This is a genomic window from Marinobacter sp. M3C, assembly GCF_023311895.1.
GTDB lineage: Bacteria > Pseudomonadota > Gammaproteobacteria > Pseudomonadales > Oleiphilaceae > Marinobacter.
Genome location: NZ_CP092284.1, coordinates 110,918 through 132,197, shown reverse-complemented (window position 1 = coordinate 132,197; position 21,280 = coordinate 110,918). Strand labels below are relative to the sequence as shown.

The following is a 21,280-nucleotide window of genomic DNA, read 5'->3' as shown; positions in this document are numbered from 1 at the left end:
CACTAGTTCCGTGGAGGCGGCGGAGCCAATACTTCCCGCGCGCCGTTGTGGCCTGCCGAACTGACAACCCCCGAAGCTTCCATTGCCTCGACCAGGTTGGCGGCACGGTTATAGCCAATCTTCAATTTACGTTGAACCGACGATATCGACACCCGGCGGCCTTCTGTCACGAACGCCACGGCTTCATCAAACAAGGTATCCATTTCGCTGTCATCATCGTTCAAGCTGGGTACGCCGGGCAGATTTTCGCCTTCGGCGCCATTAAGAACGTCGTCTATGTATACCGGCACGCCTCGGGCTTTCCACGCACTGACCACCCGGTGCACTTCATCGTCGTCGACAAAGGCGCCGTGTACCCGCACAGGCAAGCCAGATCCCGGTGGCAGATACAGCATATCGCCGTGGCCCAGTAGCTGCTCCGCACCCCCTTGGTCGAGCACGGTACGGGAGTCAATTTTTGACGACACCTGAAACGATATGCGAGTGGGAATATTGGCCTTTATCAAACCGGTGATGACATCCACCGACGGCCGCTGGGTAGCCAGAATCAGGTGAATACCGGCGGCGCGAGCTTTCTGGGCAATTCGCGCGATCAGCTCTTCCACTTTTTTGCCAACAATCATGATCATGTCGGCAAATTCGTCAATCACCACCACAATAGAGGGCAATGGTTCCAGTTCCGGCCGTTGCTGCTCGTCGTTGTCCAGATGGTCGTCGGGCTTCCAGAACGGATCCCGCAAAGGCTCGCCGGCGGCTGCAGCTTCTTTTACCTTACGGTTGTAACCGGCCAGGTTACGCACGCCCAAGGTGGCCAGCAGGCGATAACGCCGTTCCATTTCAGCCACACACCAGCGCAGTGCATTGGCGGCTTCTTTCATGTCTGTGACCACGGGTGCCAGCAGGTGCGGAATACCGTCGTATATGCTCAGTTCCAGCATCTTCGGGTCTACCATAATAAAACGCACTTCTTCCGGCCCGGCTTTTAGCAGCATACTCAGCAACATGGCATTCACCCCAACCGATTTACCGGAACCGGTGGTACCTGCCACCAGCAGGTGGGGCATTTTCGCAAGGTTGGCCACTATGGGGTTGCCGCCTATGTCGTTGCCCAGCGCCATGGTCAGCGCGGAGGTAGATTCAGCAAACACCCGCGAACTCAATACTTCACTCAACCGCACCATCTGGCGGTATTCGTTGGGAATTTCGATACCCACTACGGATTTCCCGGGAATCACCTCAACTACCCGCACACTCAGCACCGCCAGTGAGCGCGCCAGATCTTTCGCCAGGTTGGATATTTTGCTGACCTTAACGCCCGCGGCCGGCTTGATCTCGAAACGGGTTATCACCGGGCCGGGATTCACCTCAACCACCTCTACGGTGACCCCAAAGTCGGCCAGCTTTTCTTCCAGCAACCGCGACATATGTTGCAGGGATTCTTCGGTGTAACCTTTCTCCTGCTGCTGCTCGGGCGGATCTAACAGCGTGATCGGTGGAATCGGGCTTTCAATATCTTCCAGCAGCGAGGATTGTTTGCCAGCCCCATTGCTGTCACCGGGTTTGCCCTGATCGTCTTTTTTAAACGGCGCAATCTTGAATGAACGGCCGGTGTCTTGAGAACTGCCTTTTGCCGCGCTATCGGCGGAAGTCGATGATGAAGGCGTAGCTTTGCGCGCTGGTGGCCGCGACGCAGGTGCGGGCCTACTGCTTTTGGAATCGCTGTAGTCGCTGCGAGCGCTCTCGTCATGGGCGCTAAAGCTTTCAATGCGCGCCGGCTCATCGTCTGAATCGGCGCTCAGATCAAAGTAGTCGCTTGCGTCATCGCTGTATTCCGTTTCAGATTGGCCACGACGGCCAAACCCCGGAATACGGTGCCACCAGCGCACTCGTTCAAGCGCTCTGTCCGCGCGAATTTCGTCATCAAACTGGCCTGAAGACTTGCCTTCAACCCTATGATTCAAAAGCGGTGGCTGATAGTTTCCAGTGGTTTCTTCGTCGGTTTTTTCAGCATAGCCCTTTGCGGAACGGCTGCTTCTTAACCCATTTTGTATCCGTGTGCCAACCGTCAGCGCCAGGCCACCCAACTGGTCCATCAGCCAGAACCAGGAAAGCCCGGTGGTAACCGTTAACGCAAACAACAATATGGCAATCAATACCAAGGTCGTGGCCGGCAGGTTAAAAAACCGCACCATAGCATCGGCCACAGTTACGCCCATCACGCCGCCGGAAGATTCACCCAGACCAAAAAGAGAGTAAAGCGACAACAGACTGGTGGCCGACAGCAGAATCAGAACAAACCCGCCAAAACGCACCATTAACAGGGGCCAGTGGACGTCTTGGGAACGATTGCGAAGGCGAATCAGCAGCAGCGCGTAACCTGCCACCATGGTTGGAAACAACCAGGCCACGTAACCGAAGAAATTGCGCAGCAGGCTGGCCAGCCAGGCACCGCTGCGGCCGGCGTAATTGAGCACTTGGGCGTCATGGCCCACACTGGCCCAGCCGGGGTCATTGGCGTGAAAGCTGAACAGCGCCATGCATAAATAAATCGCCAGCGCAATGAGCGCAATAACGGCACCCTCGCGGGCACCTTGGGCCAGCAGCTTGCGAAAACGCAGCTGTTTATCAGTCAGCGGCTGGGCCGACGTGTCTTTTGCCTTTGCGCTTGCTGCCATGAATGCTCAGATGTTGCCATGACCGGGGTTCTGAAGGGCCTGAAAACCCCGGTCAAGATCGGTTTTCAGGTCGTCAATGGCTTCAATGCCTACCGACAGGCGAATCAAGTTTTCACTGATTCCGGCCTGCTCTTTGTCTTCGGGCGACAATCGCCCGTGAGTCGTTGTTGCAGGGTGGGTGATGGTGGTCTTCACATCACCGAGGTTGGCGGTGATAGACACCATCCGAGTAGCGTCAATAAAGCGCCAGGCCTCTTCCCTGCCCCCTTTTACCCGAAACGACAAAACGCCGCCAAAGGCCTTTTGCTGGCGTTTGGCCAGTTCATAATGCGGATGCTGCGGCAGGCCGGTATAAAAAACCGTTTCCACCGCGCTCTGCTGCTGCAGCCATTGGGCCAACTCTAACGCATTGTCACAGTGGGCTCGCATACGAATTGGTAAGGTTTCCAAGCCCTTCATGAACACCCAGGCGTTGAACGGGCTCATGGTTGGGCCTGTCGCCCGCAAAAACACGAATATTTCTTCCAGCAGCGCGTGGGGGCCTACAACAACGCCACCTATGCAACGGCCCTGGCCGTCCAGATACTTGGTCGCGGAATGGGTGACCAGGTCTGCGCCCAACGCCAGCGGTTGTTGCAGCACCGGGGTGCAAAAACAGTTGTCAACGACCAACAGCGCACCGTGGGCGTGGGCCAGATCGGCCATCTTTCGAATGTCGGCAATTTCGCACAACGGATTAGACGGCGTTTCCAGAAACAACAGGCGGGTATTGGGCCGAATAGCCGCTGCCCAGCCGGCTTCGTCTGTCAGTTTTACAAAGGTGGTTTCAACACCAAATTTGCTCAGGTATTTCTGAAACAGCGAATTCACCGTGCCGAATACGTCCCGAGAACACACCACATGGTCACCGGCCTTCAGCAACGCCATACAGGTGCTGGTAATGGCCGCCATACCCGAAGCCATTGCCACTGCCCGCTCGCCGCCTTCCATCGCCGCAATGCGATTTTCGAAGGCGGTCACCGTGGGATTGGTAAAACGCGAATAAATATTACCGGGCTCTTCACCGGCAAAACGCGCAGCCGCTTGCGCCGCGCTGGCGTAAACAAAGCTGGACGTAGGAAATATAGCGTCGCTGTGCTCCAGCTGGCCGGTACGAATCTGCCCCGCGCGCACCGCCAGGGTATCGTCAGACATGCCGTCCAGGTCTGATTCTGGGATCAAAACCGATTCTTCGCGGCAAAATGTCATCGTTTTCTCCTGGTCATGGTTTTCTGCTGGTAATAATATTCTTGTGCGGTCTAAAGCATCAGTCTTCGTCGTTATGCATGTCTATACTGCCGTTTTGGGTATCGTTCTTCACGATGCCGGAGCGGGTTGCATCGTTACGCTGGCCATCCAGGCGATCCAGATAGGCACGATCAATATCGCCAGTTACGTATTCACCGGTAAACACCGAACATTCCCAGCCATCAATGTCACTATTAACATCGCTAACAGAAGTGATCAGGTCTTCCAGGTTCTGATACAGCAACCAGTCGGCGCCGATCAATTCCCGGATTTCTTCCACCGTGCGATCGTGAGCAATCAGTTCTTTAGCAGACGGCATATCAATGCCGTACACGTTGGGATAACGCACCGGGGGCGCGGCCGAGGCGAAATACACTTTGCGGGCGCCGGCATCGCGGGCCATCTGCACAATTTCCTTGCAGGTGGTACCACGCACAATGGAATCGTCAACCAGCATCACGTTCTTGCCGCGGAACTCCAGATCAATGGGGTTTAGCTTCTGGCGTACCGATTTCTTGCGCATGGTCTGGCCGGGCATGATAAAGGTACGGCCGATGTAGCGGTTTTTGATAAAGCCTTCGCGGAATTTCACGCCCAGACGGTGAGCCATCTGCATAGCCGAGGTGCGGCTGGTGTCTGGTATCGGCATAACCACGTCAATATCGTGATCGGCGAAATCCTTCAGCACTTTATCCGCCAGAGTTTCACCCATGCGCAAGCGCGCTTTATAAACCGAGACTTTGTCCATGATGGAGTCCGGGCGGGCGAAGTACACATGCTCGAAAATACACGGATAGAGCTTTGGCTTTTTGGCGCACTGCTCACTGTGAAAGGTGCCATCGGTTTCAATGTATACCGCTTCACCCGGCGCAATGTCACGCACCAGGGCGAAACCGGAGGCGGCCAGGGCCACGCTTTCAGACGCAATCATATATTCTTTGCGGCCGTCACTGGCTACGCGCACGCCGTAACAGATGGGGCGAATGCCATTGGGGTCGCGGAAACCGACAATGCCATAGCCCGTAACCATCGCGATAACCGCGTAGGCACCGCGGCAGCGTTCGTGTACAGAACGCACAGCGGCAAAAATATCGTCTTTGGTCGGGTCCAGCTTGCCCAGTTTCTGAAGCTCGTGAGCGAACACGTTCAACAGCACTTCCGAATCGGAGTTGGTGTTGATGTGACGCAGATCGGTACGAAACAAGTCGGTGCTGAGCTCGTCAGAATTTGTCAGATTGCCATTGTGGGCCAATGTGATGCCGTAGGGGCTGTTGACGTAAAACGGCTGAGCCTCGGCTGAGCTCGCGCTGCCGGCGGTAGGGTAGCGAACGTGACCAATACCGACGTTGCCCACTAACCGGTGCATGTGGCGGGTATGGAATACATCGCGCACCAGACCGTTGTCTTTACGCAGGTAAAAACGGTCGTCTTCGAAGGTAACAATACCTGCTGCGTCCTGGCCCCGATGCTGAAGAACGGTCAGCGCATCATAAAGTAGCTGGTTCACGTGGGAAGTGCTGACGATACCGACGATGCCACACATGGAATAGAGATTCTCCGAGTGTTAAAACTGAATGAAAGCCACGCCAGACAGATTGCCTGATATAGCGCCTGGCGTTTGAATAACCAAGTTTACTAGATGTCTTGCCCCTCGCTTTGGGGAGTAAGGAATCCGGAAAGCTCATCACCAAAGGTACGACGGGACCAGTCCTCTAACACCGACAACCGGTCAATCATTAGCGATTCTTGCCACCAGGTATCTTGAGACACCGGTGTGTAACGCAACAAAGCAATGCCTACCACCACCACCACCACCCCTCGCAACAGGCCAAAGCCCATACCCAGAACTCTGTCGGTGCCGGATAAGCCTGTGGCCCGCACCAGCTGTCCGATAATGCCGTTAATGATGGCGCCCACAATAAGCGTACCAATAAACAGAATCGCGAACGCCGCAACCGACCTCACCATGGGCGTTTCCACGGTGCTGGCCAGTAGCGACTGCATCTGGGGGTGAAATGTGCGAGCAACAATGAAGGCCATTACCCACGTAACCAACGACAGGGCTTCGCGAACAAAGCCGCGCCTCAGGCTGATCAGCGTTGATATGGTAATAACCGCAATAATGACCCAGTCAATCCAGATCAACGCATTCATGAACCACCCGGGCGACGCAAATAGAGAGGGCGAATTCTATCAGGAAACCGCCCTCCGCCAAACCACCGTTGCGATAAAACCTGGCTGGGCAGCTTATTAATCAGGGCTGGTGACCAAACTGTTGAGACTGAAAGCCTTGTCAAGGGCCGCTTTGGCCGCTTCGGCTTCGGATTTGCTGGCGAAAGGCCCACTGAATACCCGGGTCAGCCGGGTGTCGCCACGGCTGAGCTCTTGAAGGTGTGAGCTGAAGCCCTTTTCGCGTGCGTTATCACGCAAACGCCGGGCGTTATCGGCATCGCCAAAGCTGCCCAACTGCACAACCCAGGCGCCTTTCAGCGAGCGGCTGAACTCTTCCTCGGTTTGCCGACTGGGCTCCGGCTGAGCCGATACTGCTGCCGGCTTAACCTTTGCCGGCTGAGAGTCTGCCGTCGGTGGCGGCGTAACAGCGCTGCTCGCTGCAGTCGGCTGTGTCGGCTCAGACGCCTCAGGCGTCACTTCTTCTAATAGCTGAAAGTCCCCAGACCCGCTGGCACGGTCTGCTGCTGCAGTTTCTGGCCCAGAGGCGCTCTGATATTCCGGCATGGCGGTCTGTGGTGGTGGCTCGATGCTCACTTCCGGAAATGGCGGTTCCTCGGGAATGTTTATCGAGGTGGAGTCACGCCCGGAATGGGGCTCGTCAAAGATCATCGGCACAAAAATAACCGCCAGTGAAATCAGCACCAAGGCGCCGATGATCCTCTGCTTTAATCCGTCCACAATTATGCTCCCGAGTTGGTAACGGCGGCGTTTGGATACAAAAGGTTGCGGGCTGCCGCCACAGTAAAGAACGAACCAAATACAATCACAATGTCATTAGCACGGGCTTGGCCGCGGGCTTCAGCCAGGGCCTCCGGCACCGAGTGCCAATAACCAGCAGGCTCAATGCCGCACTGCTCAAACTGCGCATTCAGAGCCTCGGCGCTGTAGCCGCGGGGAGCTTCCTTCAGCAGGCCAGCCAGATACCAGCTGTGAACCACGCTGGCCATCGCTTTGGCAACGCCTTGCACGTCTTTGTCCGCAAGCGCACCGTAGACCGCGTGAACGCGGGTTTCCGGGTGCTGTAGCAGGCGCAACCGGCTCGCCAACCAGCAGGCAGCGTGGGGGTTGTGCCCCACATCCAGAATCACCAGCGGCGAAGTGGCTACCTGTTCAAAGCGCCCGGGCACCGACACTCCAGCCACGGCTCGCTCGATTTGCTGAACACCCAGGTTGGGCGCCAAGGTGCGAGAAGCAACTACTGCTGCAGCCAGGCTTTTCACTGGCAAAGCAAAATCTGGCAGGCGGAACTCTTCGTCTCCCAACTCCAGGGCCACCATCGACGGTTGGCTTGAACATTGCACCAATTGATAATCACGACCCAGCAACGCCAAATCTACCTCTTGCGACAAAGCTTGCTGCAACACCGAGCGCGGGGGATCAAAATCGGCGTAAACCGCAGGGATACCGGGGCGCAACACTCCGGCTTTTTCAAAGCCGATAGACTCACGATCGTTGCCCAAAAAGCTCGCATGATCGATATCAATCGATGTAAGGATCACAAAATCCGCGTCTAGTACATTCACAGCATCCAGACGACCACCCAGACCAACTTCCAGAACCCAGTCGTCTACATCGGCTTCGGACATGGCAACAAACGCCGCCAGAGTGCCAAATTCGAAATAGCTCAACGACACTTCTGCTCTGGCCTCCTGAACCCGCTCAAAAGCGTGGATCATTTGCGCATCCGAAATCTGCTCGCCGAGCAGGCGTATCCGCTCGTTATACACCTGAAGATGCGGCGACGTGTAGGCCGCCGTGCGGCGCCCCGCTTCTTGCAACAGCGCTTCCAGAGCTGCAACCGTACTGCCCTTGCCGTTGGTGCCGGCCACGGTAATAATGCGAGCCTTCGGCTTACCCGGGAACAGTCTCTGCAAAACCACCATCACCCGGTCCAGTCCCAGCTCAATTTCAACCGGGTGAATGGCCTCAAGGTAGCTCAGCCATTGGCCCAGGCTGGCATCGGCGCCGGGGGCCGTTATTTTCGGCGCGTACTGATCCGGCTTATGCGACTGAGGCATCTTCATCCGGCTTTTCAGTCACTTCGATTTCAATGGGCGCTTCGGTGTCAGGTTTTTCCAAATTGCCGAATTTTGCCAGCAGGTGTGCAATGCGTTCGCGCATCTGGTGACGGTGCAGAATCATATCAATAGCACCATGCTCCAACAAAAACTCGCTGCGCTGAAAACCTTCGGGCAGTTTTTCACGCACGGTCTGCTCAATCACCCGCGGCCCGGCAAAGCCTATCAGTGCGTTAGGTTCGGCGATATTCAGGTCACCCAACATGGCCAGGCTGGCCGACACGCCGCCAAATACCGGGTCGGTCATTACCGAAACATACGGCACGCCTTGCTGCCTCATACGCTCAAGAACAGCGGCGGTTTTGGACATCTGCATCAACGAAAGAATGGCCTCCTGCATACGCGCGCCGCCGCTGGCAGAGAAGCACACCAGAGGAATACGTTCTTCCAGCGCCACATTGGCCGCCCGTACAAATTTTTCGCCAACCGTCTGGCCCATCGAGCCACCCAGAAAATTGAACTCGAAGGCGCAAGCCACCAGCGGAAGCCCCAAGGTGGTGCCCTTCATGGCCAACAAGGCGTCTTTTTCGCCAGTCGCTTTCTGGGCCTGGGCCAGGCGGTCTTTATAACGTTTGGTGTCTTTGAACTTAAGGCGGTCCCAAGGTTCCAGGTCTACGCCAATTTCTTCGCGGCCGTCTGCATCCAGAAAAATATCAAGGCGGCGGCGGGCAGCCACCCGCAAGTGGTGATTACACTTCAGGCACACGTTTAGATTTTTTTCCAGCTCGGGCTTGTACAAGAAGGCACCACATTTCGGGCACTTTTTCCACAGGCCTTCCGGAACACCGGTTCTCGTCTTGGATTCCGAGCGGATCTTGCTCGGCATTATTTTATCTAGCCAACTACTCATGATTTAATCCCGTCTGTAGAACCTGTTTCGATCGTTCTATTGTAAACACCCGCTACCGGCCAACAATTACACCATCGGACAGCGTGTTTGATTACCCTATTCTGGCAGCATGCCATGCTGTGTAAACGTCTCATTCAATGAAACATAGTACATATAATGCCGGGCTGGCCCAATTTTTCCAATCGCGCACCCTGCCCCCGCGCTCTATTTAACGGATCCTTAAGTCTACCAAGACCCAGCGCTTCTGGTCGCGGCCACGAAGTCTGCCATCTTTTTGGCGCACTTGATGCCTTTCTCACTTTTCATGCCGCCGGTTTCCACGCCACCACTGACGTCCACCGCCCAAGGGCGGACCTGATGCACGGCCGCGGCAACGTTATCGGGTTGCAAGCCGCCGGCCAGTATCAGTGGCAATGGCCGTCGTTCAGGAATCAGTGACCAGTTAAATCCGTGGCCAGTGCCCCCGTATTGCTCAGGGTGCCAGGCATCGACCAGCAAACCGGCTGAATTCCGGTACTCCTCAAAGGCCTGTTCAATCTGCCCTTGTTGCCGCACCCGTATGGCCTTAATCCAGCGGCGCTGGAACTGCTCACAGAAAGCCGCGGTTTCGTCGCCGTGAAATTGCAGCAGGTCCAGAGCCACCTGCTGCAACACCTGCCTTACAAAATCCGCCTGCGGGTTCACAAACAATCCCGTTACGCTAACAAACGCCGGTACCCGCGCGGCCAGCTGCCGCGCCAGATCAATACTGACGGCCCGCGGGCTTGGGTCATAAAACACCAGGCCAATTGCGTCAGCGCCAGCGGCCACTGCGGCGTCGATATCCTCTAGGCGGGTCAGGCCACAGATCTTTACACGGCTAGTCACAGTTGGGCGGCCTTTGTTTACGGTGGATATGGGTGGCCGCAACCGGCCGATTCTGCTCCGCGCTAAACCATGGCCCGGCAAATGCCGGGCCACAGCTGGGCTGGGGTATTCCGAATTCGGCGGGGTAGCCCACGTCTACCAGGTACAAACCATCAGGCGGCGCCGTTACGCCAGCTTGCCTGCGATCCTTCGTCGCCAGAATCTGGCCAATCCAATCCGGCGCCTGCTCCTGGCAACCTACGGCCATCAAGGCCCCTGCAATATTGCGCACCATGTGGTGCAAAAAAGCATTGGCCTGAACGTCAATCACCAGATAATCGCCTCTACGCGTTACGCTAATGCTCTGCAAAAATCGAATCGGGCTCCGAGACTGACAGCCAGCGGCACGAAAAGCACTAAAATCGTGTTCGCCAACCAGCGCCTGGGCCGCCTGATGCATGTTTGCAGCATTCAGAGGCCGAAAGTTCCAACTAACCTGGCCGCGTTGAATACCCGGGCGCACCGGGTTGTTATAGATAATGTAGCGATAGCGACGGTAAACCGCGGAAAACCGGGCGTGAAAGTCACCCTGGCACTGGCCAGCCCAGCGTACGGAAATATCGAAAGGCAAGGCAGTATTGATGCCCATCACCCAAGAACGCATCGTGCGTAGTGACGGCGTATCAAAATGAACCAGCTGATAACTGGCGTGAACGCCGGCATCGGTGCGGCCAGCACACACCAGTTCTACATCGTGATCGGCGACTTTGCTGGCGGCTTTTGCCAACTGTTGCTGCACCGCGCGAATACCGGATTTTTGTTGCTGCCAGCCGTGGAATTCACGGCCATCGTATTCGAAGACTAATGCCACACGGCCGTTGCCAATGGATGTATCCGCTGTAAGCGCCTGGGGTTCAAGAAACAAAAGTCAGCTCGATGTATTGTCTGGGTGTTAAAAACAAAGCCGGCGGTCAGAAGGCTCTGAACACCGGCTTTGTTTAAAGGATTATAACCAATCAGGACAGATTTTTAAGCAGTTCCTTTGCTTCTATCTTTTGTTCAGCGGTGCCTTCAAGTTCCACTTCCATCAAAATGTCGCGGGCGCCGTCAATATCGCCCATCTCAACGTATGCCTGCGCCAAATCCAGCTTGGTTGCTGCCTCGTCGGTGTCGGACAGGAAGTCGAAATCATCGTCGTCACCCAGATCGCTCTCGTCGATCGATCGAGGCGCGCCAGGAGCCACAATGGGCAGGTCTTCTTCTAAAAGATCCTCTTCCAACAAGTCGAATTCTGGAAGGTCGTCTTCTGACAAGTCGTCCTCAGGGAGGTCATACGCCGGAAGGTCTTCCTCGGGCAACTCCAGCGTCTCCAGATCGTCCAGGCTGATGTCGTCTTCGTCGTCTTCGTCATATTCGTCGTCTTGGTTCTCGGCCAACTTAACGCCCAATTCTTCCTCGGCTTGCGGATCGTCACCCAACTCCAAAGCCAACAGCTCTGCGTCGGTCATTTCCGGCAGCTCTTCGACTTCGGCTTCGGTTTCATCACCATTGGCGTGATTGGTGCTGTCTGCGCTATCAGCAAATTCGCCCATCAGCGCCAGATCATCGTCCGAAATCTCCAGGTCCAATTTATCCAGATCCGGCTCCAGCTTGCCTAAATCCGATTTTTCCAGGTCAAAAGGCTTGAGTTCGGCCTTGGGATCGTCTTTATCAAGTTCGGCGTCCAATTCGTCCAGGAAGGCCTCATCCAGGCTTGGATCGTCATCGTCAGACGTCTTTCTGGCCGTGTTGACGGTTTCGTCAGCTTTAGCCGAGGGCGCGGCATCTTCACCGGCAAATTCCCGGGCGAAGCCGTCAGACAACACAGAGTCCTCAAAATCTTCCGGAGCTTCAGACTCTGGAGGCTCTTCCTTGTCGCCCAGACCTTCAATATTGGTCAGATCGTATTCTATAGGATCGTCTGACGTTGACTTAGTGCTGTCTTTGGCATCTTCTGATTCCTCATCGAAGCTCCCGAAAGAACCGGAAAAGGAGCCGGAGCGCAATTCAGATTCAAGATCATCGATGCTGGGTGCCGCTTCCGCCTGCTCAAGATCTGTCAGCAAACGATCAGCCTCTGCCATGGCCTCGTCATCATCCAAAGCGCTGAGCTCGCCATACTGACGTTCAAAAGCCACTCTATTCTGAACATCCGCGTAGACCGCCAGCAACTTCAGGCGCAGTTCGGTGCGGCTAGGCTCGCGGGAAATCGCAGATTCCAGAGTATTTACCGCCTGCTCGTGCTGACCGTACGCCAAGTAGGAGTCAACCTCTGCCAGAACGTCTGGCCCAGCTTCAGGCGCTGACGGTTCGTGATCGTCTAGGCCCAGATCCAGATCCAGATCCAGGTCAAACGAGTCGGATCTTGGTTCGGGTTCAACCAGAGGCGTTTGTTCAACGTCGGTATCGTTCTCGGCGACATCCTGATTTTTAGATTTGCGGCGAGACACCAGAAGCAACACGAGTAACAGCAAAAGCAAGCCGCCGCCCAGAACCACCTGATACAGAGGGTTACTCATAATGCTGTTGACCAAACCGTTCAGGGTAAGGCTTTCTCTGACCGGATCAGGCTGTGCCGCCTGTGGTTGTGCATCCTGTTGAGGCTGCACCGCAACCGCAGCAGCCGGTTCGGCTTCGGCCTGAGTTTCGGCGTCATCCTCTGCGGCAACGGCAGGGGCGTCGGTAGCATTCGCTGTATCGGCCGCCTTGGCATCAGCTACCGGCTCTGACGCCGCGTTGGCACTAGCGCTACCATCAGCGACCGCAGGGTCATCGGTTGCATTTTGGTCCATGCTGGCAACCGCGCGCTCGCCGTTGATACCAGCCTGCTGCATATCGGCCAACTGGCTGTTTTTCAGCTCCAACAACCGCTGCAGGGTTTCCATCTGCTCTTGCAGCGAATCAACACGGGTATTTAACTCGCTGTTTTCACGGCGCGCACTGTCAAGTTGTTCGAGCGCTATCGTGGTACCGGCATCTGCGCCATCGGCCTGGTTACCGTCGGTGCCGGCAGATCCGGTCTGCTCGGTGTTATCAACGGCTTGCGGCGCCTCAGTCTCGGCCACAATCAGTTTCAGTTCCGCATCCCCGCCGTCGATTGCCGCGGGCGCAGACGGTGCAGCCGCTGCGCTGGCATCAATAGTTGCACGGGCTGCGATGACGTCCTGATTTTGCGCTCGCACAGCCTGGGTGGCCTGGCCCCGGCCAAGTCGCTCAATCTGCGCCAGCGTAGGTGCGCGCAGAACTTCACCGCGTTTCAGCCGATTGATATTGCCGCCGATGAAGGCATCAGGATTAAGGTCTTGAATCGCGAGCATAACCTGCTGCACAGATACGCTGTTGTTCGGGCGCATCCTGGTGGCAATACTCCACAGGGTGTCAGACGACGTTGTAGGGCCGTAAACACTGCCTGACGCAAGTGACTGTGCAGAACCAGAACCAGCGCCAGAGCCGGCTGACGCAGAGCGACTTATCGCGCCGCTATTTGCGCTGGGCGACGAGTTGCTGCGGCCAGCAGACGATGCCGCTACAAGCGGTTCCCGGGTGCCGGTTTCTGCCGCATACACGGGTGGGTCTACCAACACCGCGTATTCACGCAGCAAGCGGCCGCTGGGCCAGGTTAGTTCCAGCAGAAAATTAAGGTACGGCTCCCGTAACGGTTCACGGGAAGACACACTTATCGCCAGGCTGCCATCGCTGCGGGTAACTACCTGAAATTTCAGCTTACTGGCAAACTGGCCGCGATTAAGACCCACCCGCTGATAAGCGGATTCCGAAGCCACATTGACAAAAACATCACCAGGGCTGACGCCGCGACTCTGGCGCAGCACAATTTGTGCATCCAGAGGCTCATTCAAGTAGGACTGAAGCTCCACCTCCCCCAATCCAAGGGCTTGTGCAACGCCAGAGCCAAGACCTCCAGCCAGTGCCAGAGCAACCGCAAGCTTGCGTACCTTCATGCTTTTTCCTTTCCAGTCTCCGTTATTCGTAACTGCTTCGACGCACGGCGGCGTTAAAGCAGTTTCGGACGAGGTTGGATGACTTCCGTCTGGGTGTTGTATAAGTGTGGCGGAACTTTAATCCTCAACTCGGCAAGTATTGTTGATAAGCATCATTTTATCAATGAATCAACGTTCTTCAGTGCACTGCTGCGCTACTTTGCCAACTTTTCATCGCAAACACACAACCAATACAAACACAAAGTCATTGCGGGCGCTGAGGAGACACCGGCTTTTATGGTGCTAAAAATAACAGGGGCGAAGGCTGAAAGCAGCCTTCGCCCCTCACCGGTTGGTTGAAACCGGACGCAGTTGGCATTAAATCAACGACTCTGAAGAATTCGCAGCATGCGCCTCAGCGGTTCTGCCGCGCCCCACAGCAGTTGGTCACCCACAGTAAACGCAGAAATGTACTCCGGCCCCATGGTCAATTTGCGTATACGGCCCACTGGAATACTCAGGGTGCCGGTTACTTTCGCCGGTGTCAGCTCACGTATGCTGGCCTCGCGCTCGTTGGGAATAACTTTCACCCAATCGTTACCGGCGGCCAGAATCTTCTCGATTTCGGCAACAGGAAGGTCTTTGCGCAGCTTTATGGTCAGCGCCTGGCTGTGTGAGCGCATGGCACCAATTCGAACGCACAAACCGTCAATCGGAATCGGATTGTCGCTGCGACCCAGAATCTTGTTGGTTTCAACACCGGCTTTCCACTCTTCCTTGCTCATACCATTTTCGAGTTGCTTGTCGATAAACGGAATCAAGCTGCCTGCCAGAGGCGCGCCAAAGTGCTCGGTGGGAAAATCGTCACTACGCATGGTGTCGGTCACCCTGCGGTCAATCTCTAGAATCGCCGATGACGGGCTGTCCAACTCGGCTTTAACGCTGCCGTTCAGCTCGCCCATTTGGTTCAGCAGCTCGCGCATGTTCTGCGCGCCGGAACCAGAAGCGGCCTGATAGGTCATGGGCGATACCCATTCAATCAAGTCCTGCTCCAGCAAACCGCCCAAGGCCAACATCATCAGGCTTACGGTGCAGTTGCCGCCGATGTAGTCTTTCACGCCTTTGTCGAGCGCAGCGTCAATCACGTTGCGGTTAACCGGGTCTAGCACAATCACAGAATGGTCAACCATGCGCAGGGTAGACGCAGCGTCTATCCAGTAGCCGTTCCAGCCGGCGTCGCGCAGCTTCTGATACACCGCTGAGGTGTAGTCACCGCCCTGGCAGGTCAGAATCACGTCCAGGGTTTTCAGAGTGTCGATATCGAAGGCGTCCTGCAGCGGCAGAATGCCATCACGGCCCACATCCGGCGCCCGTTGCCCGGTTTGCGACGTGGAAAAGAATACCGGTTCGATATCCGCGAAATCGTTTTCTTCACGCATGCGTTGCATGAGGACAGAACCCACCATGCCACGCCAACCTACAAGCCCAACTCGCTTCATGCGGCTTTTGAACCTCTTTTATAGCTGCCTGCCGCCGATGTCTCTGGCACAGACAAAATGAATGTTTCCGCAGCAACAATGTCGCATTACTGCGAATTAGAAGGCTGCCGGACTGGAATGCTGTCGATTTAAAATACGATCGACTTCAGAGCGCTGTCCGATTATAGCTGCGCCAGTACCGCTTCACCCATTTCACGGGTAGAAACCTGATTGCAGCCTTCCGACATTATATCCGCTGTGCGCAAGCCCTGGTCCAGCACCTTGCCAACCGCGTCTTCAATGGCTGCTGCGGCGGCACCTTCATCCAAGCTATAGCGTAACATCATCGCAACGCTAAGAATGGTCGCCAGCGGGTTTGCAATGCCTTTGCCGGCAATATCAGGCGCCGAACCATGGCAAGGCTCGTACATGCCCTGCTTCGCCGAGTTCATCGAAGCCGATGGCAGCATGCCGATGGAGCCTGTCAGCATAGCGGCTTCGTCAGAAAGAATATCACCAAACATATTGCCGGTTACAATCACGTCAAACTGTTTGGGTGCGCGCACCAGCTGCATCGCGGCGTTATCCACGTACATGTGAGACAGCTCTACGTCCGGATACTCGAGTTTTAACTCGTTCATGATCTCACGCCACAGCACGGTCACTTCTAACACGTTAGCCTTGTCGACCGAGCACAGTTTTTTGCCGCGCTGCTGGGCCGTTTCAAATGCGACCCGGCCAATACGGCGAATTTCAGTCTCTGTGTAAGCGTACGTGTTATAACCCTGGCGCTCACCGCTTTCCAATTGCCGCACACCGCGAGGCTGGCCGAAGTAAATACCGCCGGTCAGTTCACGGATAATCATGATATCCAGCCCGGACACCACTTCCGGCTTCAGCGAAGAAGCAGACGCCAGCTGCGGATAAAGAATAGCAGGGCGAAAATTGGCAAACAGCTCAAGGTTGGAACGCAGGCCCAGCAAACCTTTTTCCGGGCGTTTGGCCATCGGCAGGTCGTCCCACTTCGGGCCGCCAACGGCGCCCAGCAGAATCGCGTCGGCCTTGGTGGCCAACTCCAGGGTTTTATCCGGCAGCGGGGTGTCGGAATCGTCCAGCGCAGCGCCGCCAACCAGGCCGTGCTGAAAGATCAAATCAAGCTTGAACGACTCATTCACCCGGCGCAGTATTTTTTCGGCCTCGCCCATGATTTCAGGGCCAATGCCGTCGCCCGGCAGTAGTAATATGGTTCGTGACATATCAGGTTCCTTGATATTGGTTTCGACATTGGTTTAAAAGCCAAATTACTGGCCGGCACCAAACAGCCATGGCGCGGTTTTGCGGCGCGCATCTTCGTAATGCTGAATAACATCAGCGTCTTCCAAAGTCACACCAATATCGTCCAGGCCATTCAGCAGGCAATGGCGACGGAAGCCGTCTACGTCGAAGCTGAAAGATTCGCCAGACGGCGTGATAACGGTGTTGGCTGCAAGATCCACCGTCAGTTCATAGCCTTCGCTGGCCTCAGCTTCAATAAACAGCTGATCAACTATTTTTTCATCAAGAACAATGGGCAACAGCCCATTCTTAAAGCAGTTATTGTAAAAAATATCAGCAAAAGTGGGGGCAATAATCACCCGAAAGCCGAAATCTTCAAGCGCCCAAGGTGCGTGTTCACGGCTGGAACCGCAACCAAAATTGGTGCGGGCCAGCAGCACGCTGGCGCCGCTGTAGCGTTTTTGGTTCAGCACAAAATCCGTGTTTAACGGGCGTTGAGAATTGTCCTGACCAGGCTGGCCCTCGTCCAGATAACGTAATGGATCAAACAGGTTGGGGCCGAAGCCGGTGCGTTTGATGGACTTCAAAAATTGCTTGGGAATGATCAGGTCCGTGTCCACATTGGAACGGTCCATGGGGGCTACCAGGCCCTGGTGTTGGGTAAATGCGCGCATGGTCAATATCTCCTGTGGCTCAGTTCAGCATTTCACGAACGTCAACAAAATGGCCGGCAATCGCTGCCGCCGCTGCCATGGCCGGGCTAACCAGATGGGTACGCCCACCAAAGCCCTGACGCCCCTCAAAGTTGCGGTTAGAGGTAGACGCACAATGCTCGCCCTGGCCCAACTTATCGGCGTTCATGGCCAAGCACATAGAGCAACCGGGGTCGCGCCACTCCAGGCCCGCTTCCAGGAAAATCTTGTCTAGCCCTTCGGCTTCGGCCTGTAACTTCACCAAACCCGAGCCCGGCACTACCATCGCCTGCTTCAAACTACCCGCCACCTTGCGGCCTTTAACCACCAGCGCCGCCTCGCGCAGATCTTCAATCCGGCTGTTGGTACAGGAACCAATAAATATCCGGTCCAGCTTGATGTCGGTGATCAACTGATTGGGCAGCAGACCCATGTATTTCAGCGCACGTTCAAGCCCTTCCCGTTTTATCAAGTCGGTTTCTTTCGCCGGGTCTGGCACCTGGCCGGCCACGTTCGCCACCATTTCCGGGGATGTGCCCCAGCTCACCTGAGGCTGAATATCCGCGCCCTCAAGCTCAACCACTTTGTCGAATTCGGCGCTCAGGTCACTGTGCAAGGTGCTCCAATGAGCAACGGCTGCATTCCAGGCTTCACCCTTGGGTGAAAACGGCCGACCCTTGACGTAATCAATAGTGGTGCCGTCTACCGCCACCATGCCAACGCGGGCGCCGGCTTCAATCGCCATATTGCACACCGTCATCCGGCCTTCCATGCTCAGGCTTTGTATGGCTTCGCCGCCAAACTCGATAGCATGGCCGGAGCCGCCAGCGGTACCAATTTTGCCAATAATCGCCAGCACTGCATCTTTGGCGGTTACGCCTTTACCCAACTGGCCATTCACTTTTACCAGCATGTTTTTTATTTTCTGCTGCACCAGGCACTGGGTAGCCAGCACGTGTTCCACTTCCGAGGTGCCAATACCGTGGGCCAGGCAGCCAAAAGCGCCGTGGGTCGAGGTATGGGAATCACCGCAGACAATGGTCATACCGGGCAAGGTTGCACCCTGCTCGGGCCCGATGACGTGCACTATGCCCTGGCGCTGGTCTTTAATCTTGAATTCAAGAATGCCGAACTCGTCGCAGTTGCTGTCCAGGGTTTCCACCTGAATGCGCGATATCGGGTCTACAATGCCGTCGATGCCCATGGCGCGGTCAGTGGTGGGCACGTTATGGTCGGGCGTTGCCAGATTGGCATCAATCCGCCAGGGCTTTCGGTTGGCCAGGCGCAGACCTTCAAACGCCTGCGGCGACGTCACTTCGTGCAGCAGGTGGCGGTCAATATAAATAAGCGCAGAGCCGTCATCACGCTGTTTTACCAGATGATCGTCCCACAGTTTGTCGTATAAGGTTTTACCCGCCATGATCGCTCTCTCATCGTTTTGGGGTTTTTAAAAAAGCTCATCACCGTTGATACGGCTGCGCCCTTTGGAGTTCTGATTGTGTGAACAGTTTAAAGTGCCTGGCCAATAACCTCAATTCATGTTTTTTATGCATAGTATTCCTGTCTGGAATACTATCGAATAGAATGAAACGCTTCAGGGTGCTGGAAAAAGCACTTTTATTCGACGTCGGACATGGTAACTATGGATTCCAACACGTTGCGCGCTTTTCTGGCCATTGTTGACCAGGGCTCGTTCTCTGAAGCCGCCGAGCAACTGCACATTACCCAGCCGGCCATCAGCAAGCGGCTGGCCGCTCTGGAAGCCCAGCTCGGTGCCGAGCTGGTTGATCGCAGCCAACGCCAGCTCAAACTGACCGACGCCGGCGCACGGCTGCTGCCCCACGCCAGGCGGATTCTGGATGAAATTCACAACGCCCGCATTGCGCTGTCGCCAAGGACCCGTGAAGTGGCCGGCGAGCTACAGATTATTGCCAGTCACCACATTGGCCTGCACCACCTGCCAAGCTGGCTGCGGCGCTTCAAGCGCGATTATCCGCAGGTCACCCTTGATCTTCAATTTATGGAATCAGACGCCGCCTACGCCCAGATGCGCAAACGCGGCGCCGAACTTGCCTTTGTTACCCTGAGCGATGGTATCGACCCAAACTTTAAGGTGTACGCCCAGTGGCCAGACCCCATGGCGTTTGTGGTCGGGCCGGAGCATCCGCTGGCAGCGCTAGAACAGCCTACTCTGGCGGACTTGTCTGGCCACGCTGCGCTATTGCCAGACACCAGTACGGGAACGTATCGGTTGGTCAGCCGGCTGTTTATGGAGGCCAACCTGCCGTTAAGCTCGCAGATGCCCACAAACTACCTCGAAACCCTGAAAATGATGACCAGTGTGGGCCTTGGCTGGAGCGTACTGCCGGTGCGCATGCTGGACAGCAGCCTGCGGGTTCTGCCGGTAGCACATTCAGTGGCGCGGTTGATGGGGGCTATTGGCCTGTCAGGCAGAGACTTGAGCGGTGCCGCCCAGGCTCTGCTGGCGATTGTGGAGCAACAGGAACCCGAGGCAAAACGGGGACGGATTTGAAATCTGTCCCCTACCTCTAACGACACCGCACACCGGGGACAGATTTCAAATCTGTCCCCTACTTTCCTCCAGCTCAGGCGGCGGGGGCGGTGGTCGCAAACCGCGCCAGGCCGCGGCGAACGCCAGGGCAGTGACAACCGCGCTGCCCAGAAAGGCCGCGGAGGTATCAATACCGTCTACCAGGAACCCCGCACCCCAGGCACCCAAAGCCCCTCCGGCACCAAATGTTAAACCGCTATAAAGTGCCTGCCCCTGGCCATGGTGATGGCGGCCGAAAAAGCCTTGAATGTACTGCACCGACACCGCATGTAACGCGCCGTAAGACGCCGCATGCAACAGCTGGGCAAATATCAGCACCGGCAGCACCGACGCCATTTCCGCAATCAGCAACCAGCGCAGCAGGCTTAGCAGTAAGGCCGCCAGCACAATATTTCGCACGCTGAAACGCGCGCCCAGGCGATGCATTACCATAAACAGCACAATTTCGGCGATAACCCCCAGTGACCACAACAGACCAATGGCCAGCTTGCCGTAATCGTGCAACTGCAGGTGAATACTGAAAAACGTGTAGTAAGAGCCGTGGGCCACTTGCAGCAAAAAGTTCATGACAAAAAACGCAATTACCGCAGGATGAGTCAAAATGGCCTTCAGGCTGCCCCGCGGGGACTTCTGGGTGCGAACGATTTTTTCAACCGGAAGCATCCAGGCCGACACCGCAATGCCGGCAAACAGCGGAATCAGCAGCATCGGCAAATAGCGAATATCCACCCATTCCAGCAGTACGCCAATCAACGCCACGGCGGCAATAAAACCCACCGAACCCCACAAACGGATTTTGCCGTATTGGTTCCGCTGCGAACCCAGAACTTGAAGGGTGATGACTTCGTAAAGAGGGAGTACCGCGTTCCAGAAAAAAGTGAACGCCAACATAACCAGCAGCAGGCCAGTGAAGCCGGGCTCTAAGAACACGCCAGCAAAACACAGAGAACCGGTGATGGTTCCGAAGCGTACCAGGCGCACTCTTTGCCCTGTGCGATCGCCCAAATAGCCCCACACGCTGGGAGCCACAATTTTGGTAAGCTGGATGGTCGCCATCAAACTGGCGATTTGCAGATAAGAAAAGCCGCGGCCATCAAGGTAAAGCGACCAGTAAGGCAGCATGCCGCCCAGCAGGGCGAAGAACCAGAAATACAAATTCGACAGGCGCCAGTGCGTCACTGTTATCCCTTACCTTTGATTCGCGCCGCTACCTTTCAGTACCATTTTCAAGCCAGTAGGGACGGATTTGAAATCCGTCCCTGATGAGCGAGGAGTGGGGACGGATTTCAAATCCGTCCCCGGTGTCTCATCCCTGGTG

The 21,280-nt window shown here is 55.9% G+C and carries 17 protein-coding genes; 2 read left to right on the top strand and 15 right to left on the bottom strand.

The annotated features are described in order from the left end of the window. Positions 1–2 precede the first annotated feature (2 nt). From MIH18_RS00530 to MIH18_RS00485, 10 genes are all read right to left on the bottom strand, one after another. The gene (locus tag MIH18_RS00530) at positions 3–2,675 is read right to left on the bottom strand and encodes a DNA translocase FtsK 4TM domain-containing protein (protein ID WP_249013607.1); all 2,673 of its coding nucleotides are present in this window, start codon (positions 2,673–2,675) and stop codon (positions 3–5) included. A gap of 6 nt (positions 2,676–2,681) precedes the next feature. Further along, positions 2,682–3,923, bottom strand: a complete 1,242-nt coding sequence (locus MIH18_RS00525) for an O-succinylhomoserine sulfhydrylase (protein ID WP_249005027.1) — start codon at positions 3,921–3,923, stop codon at positions 2,682–2,684. Between the two features lie 58 nt (positions 3,924–3,981). Then, positions 3,982–5,505 (bottom strand): amidophosphoribosyltransferase, encoded by a 1,524-nt coding sequence (purF, locus tag MIH18_RS00520; protein WP_249013606.1) that lies wholly within the window; start codon positions 5,503–5,505, stop codon positions 3,982–3,984. A gap of 92 nt (positions 5,506–5,597) precedes the next feature. Next, positions 5,598–6,116, bottom strand: a complete 519-nt coding sequence (locus tag MIH18_RS00515) for a CvpA family protein (protein WP_249013605.1) — start codon at positions 6,114–6,116, stop codon at positions 5,598–5,600. 96 nt (positions 6,117–6,212) lie between these two features. Further along, positions 6,213–6,878 carry an SPOR domain-containing protein gene (locus MIH18_RS00510; protein ID WP_249014580.1) on the bottom strand — a complete coding sequence of 222 codons (666 nt, stop codon included), beginning with the start codon at positions 6,876–6,878 and terminating at the stop codon, positions 6,213–6,215. Next, positions 6,875–8,212, bottom strand: a complete 1,338-nt coding sequence (folC, locus tag MIH18_RS00505; RefSeq protein ID WP_249013604.1) for a bifunctional tetrahydrofolate synthase/dihydrofolate synthase — start codon at positions 8,210–8,212, stop codon at positions 6,875–6,877. Before folC ends, MIH18_RS00510 begins: the two co-directional genes overlap by 4 nt. Continuing rightward, complete coding sequence (accD, locus tag MIH18_RS00500) at positions 8,196–9,122, bottom strand: acetyl-CoA carboxylase, carboxyltransferase subunit beta (protein ID WP_249013603.1); 927 nt, start codon at positions 9,120–9,122, stop codon at positions 8,196–8,198. Before accD ends, folC begins: the two co-directional genes overlap by 17 nt. 225 nt (positions 9,123–9,347) lie before the next feature. After that, on the bottom strand, positions 9,348–9,989 hold the full coding sequence (locus MIH18_RS00495) for a phosphoribosylanthranilate isomerase (protein WP_249013602.1): 642 nt from the start codon (positions 9,987–9,989) through the stop codon (positions 9,348–9,350). Continuing rightward, complete coding sequence (gene truA, locus MIH18_RS00490) at positions 9,982–10,893, bottom strand: tRNA pseudouridine(38-40) synthase TruA (RefSeq protein ID WP_249013601.1); 912 nt, start codon at positions 10,891–10,893, stop codon at positions 9,982–9,984. The genes MIH18_RS00495 and truA overlap by 8 nt, the downstream gene beginning before the upstream one ends. A 91-nt stretch (positions 10,894–10,984) precedes the next feature. Beyond that, a complete protein-coding gene (locus MIH18_RS00485) occupies positions 10,985–13,966 on the bottom strand; it encodes a FimV/HubP family polar landmark protein (RefSeq protein WP_249013600.1) in 2,982 nt (993 codons plus the stop codon). Positions 13,967–14,044: 78 nt separating this feature from the next. Between MIH18_RS00485 and MIH18_RS00480 the strand changes: the two genes are divergently transcribed. Continuing rightward, positions 14,045–14,305, top strand: coding sequence for a hypothetical protein (locus MIH18_RS00480; protein WP_249013599.1), 261 nt, complete (start codon positions 14,045–14,047; stop codon positions 14,303–14,305). Positions 14,306–14,328: 23 nt separating this feature from the next. On the opposite strand, the gene asd is transcribed toward MIH18_RS00480, so the two are convergent. From asd to leuC, 4 genes are all read right to left on the bottom strand, one after another. After that, positions 14,329–15,444 carry an aspartate-semialdehyde dehydrogenase gene (asd, locus tag MIH18_RS00475; protein ID WP_249013598.1) on the bottom strand — a complete coding sequence of 372 codons (1,116 nt, stop codon included), beginning with the start codon at positions 15,442–15,444 and terminating at the stop codon, positions 14,329–14,331. Between the two features lie 161 nt (positions 15,445–15,605). Beyond that, positions 15,606–16,679 carry a 3-isopropylmalate dehydrogenase gene (leuB, locus tag MIH18_RS00470; RefSeq protein WP_249013597.1) on the bottom strand — a complete coding sequence of 358 codons (1,074 nt, stop codon included), beginning with the start codon at positions 16,677–16,679 and terminating at the stop codon, positions 15,606–15,608. 45 nt (positions 16,680–16,724) lie between these two features. After that, on the bottom strand, positions 16,725–17,372 hold the full coding sequence (gene leuD / locus MIH18_RS00465; RefSeq protein WP_249013596.1) for a 3-isopropylmalate dehydratase small subunit: 648 nt from the start codon (positions 17,370–17,372) through the stop codon (positions 16,725–16,727). Positions 17,373–17,391: 19 nt separating this feature from the next. Continuing rightward, a complete protein-coding gene (gene leuC, locus MIH18_RS00460) occupies positions 17,392–18,810 on the bottom strand; it encodes a 3-isopropylmalate dehydratase large subunit (protein WP_249013595.1) in 1,419 nt (472 codons plus the stop codon). A 222-nt stretch (positions 18,811–19,032) separates the two neighbouring features. On the opposite strand from leuC, the gene MIH18_RS00455 reads away from it, so the two are divergent. After that, positions 19,033–19,923 carry a LysR family transcriptional regulator gene (locus tag MIH18_RS00455; protein WP_249013594.1) on the top strand — a complete coding sequence of 297 codons (891 nt, stop codon included), beginning with the start codon at positions 19,033–19,035 and terminating at the stop codon, positions 19,921–19,923. Between the two features lie 45 nt (positions 19,924–19,968). Here the strand turns inward: MIH18_RS00455 and MIH18_RS00450 are convergent, their stop codons facing one another. Beyond that, positions 19,969–21,141 carry an MFS transporter gene (locus MIH18_RS00450; RefSeq protein ID WP_249013593.1) on the bottom strand — a complete coding sequence of 391 codons (1,173 nt, stop codon included), beginning with the start codon at positions 21,139–21,141 and terminating at the stop codon, positions 19,969–19,971. Positions 21,142–21,280 lie beyond the last annotated feature (139 nt).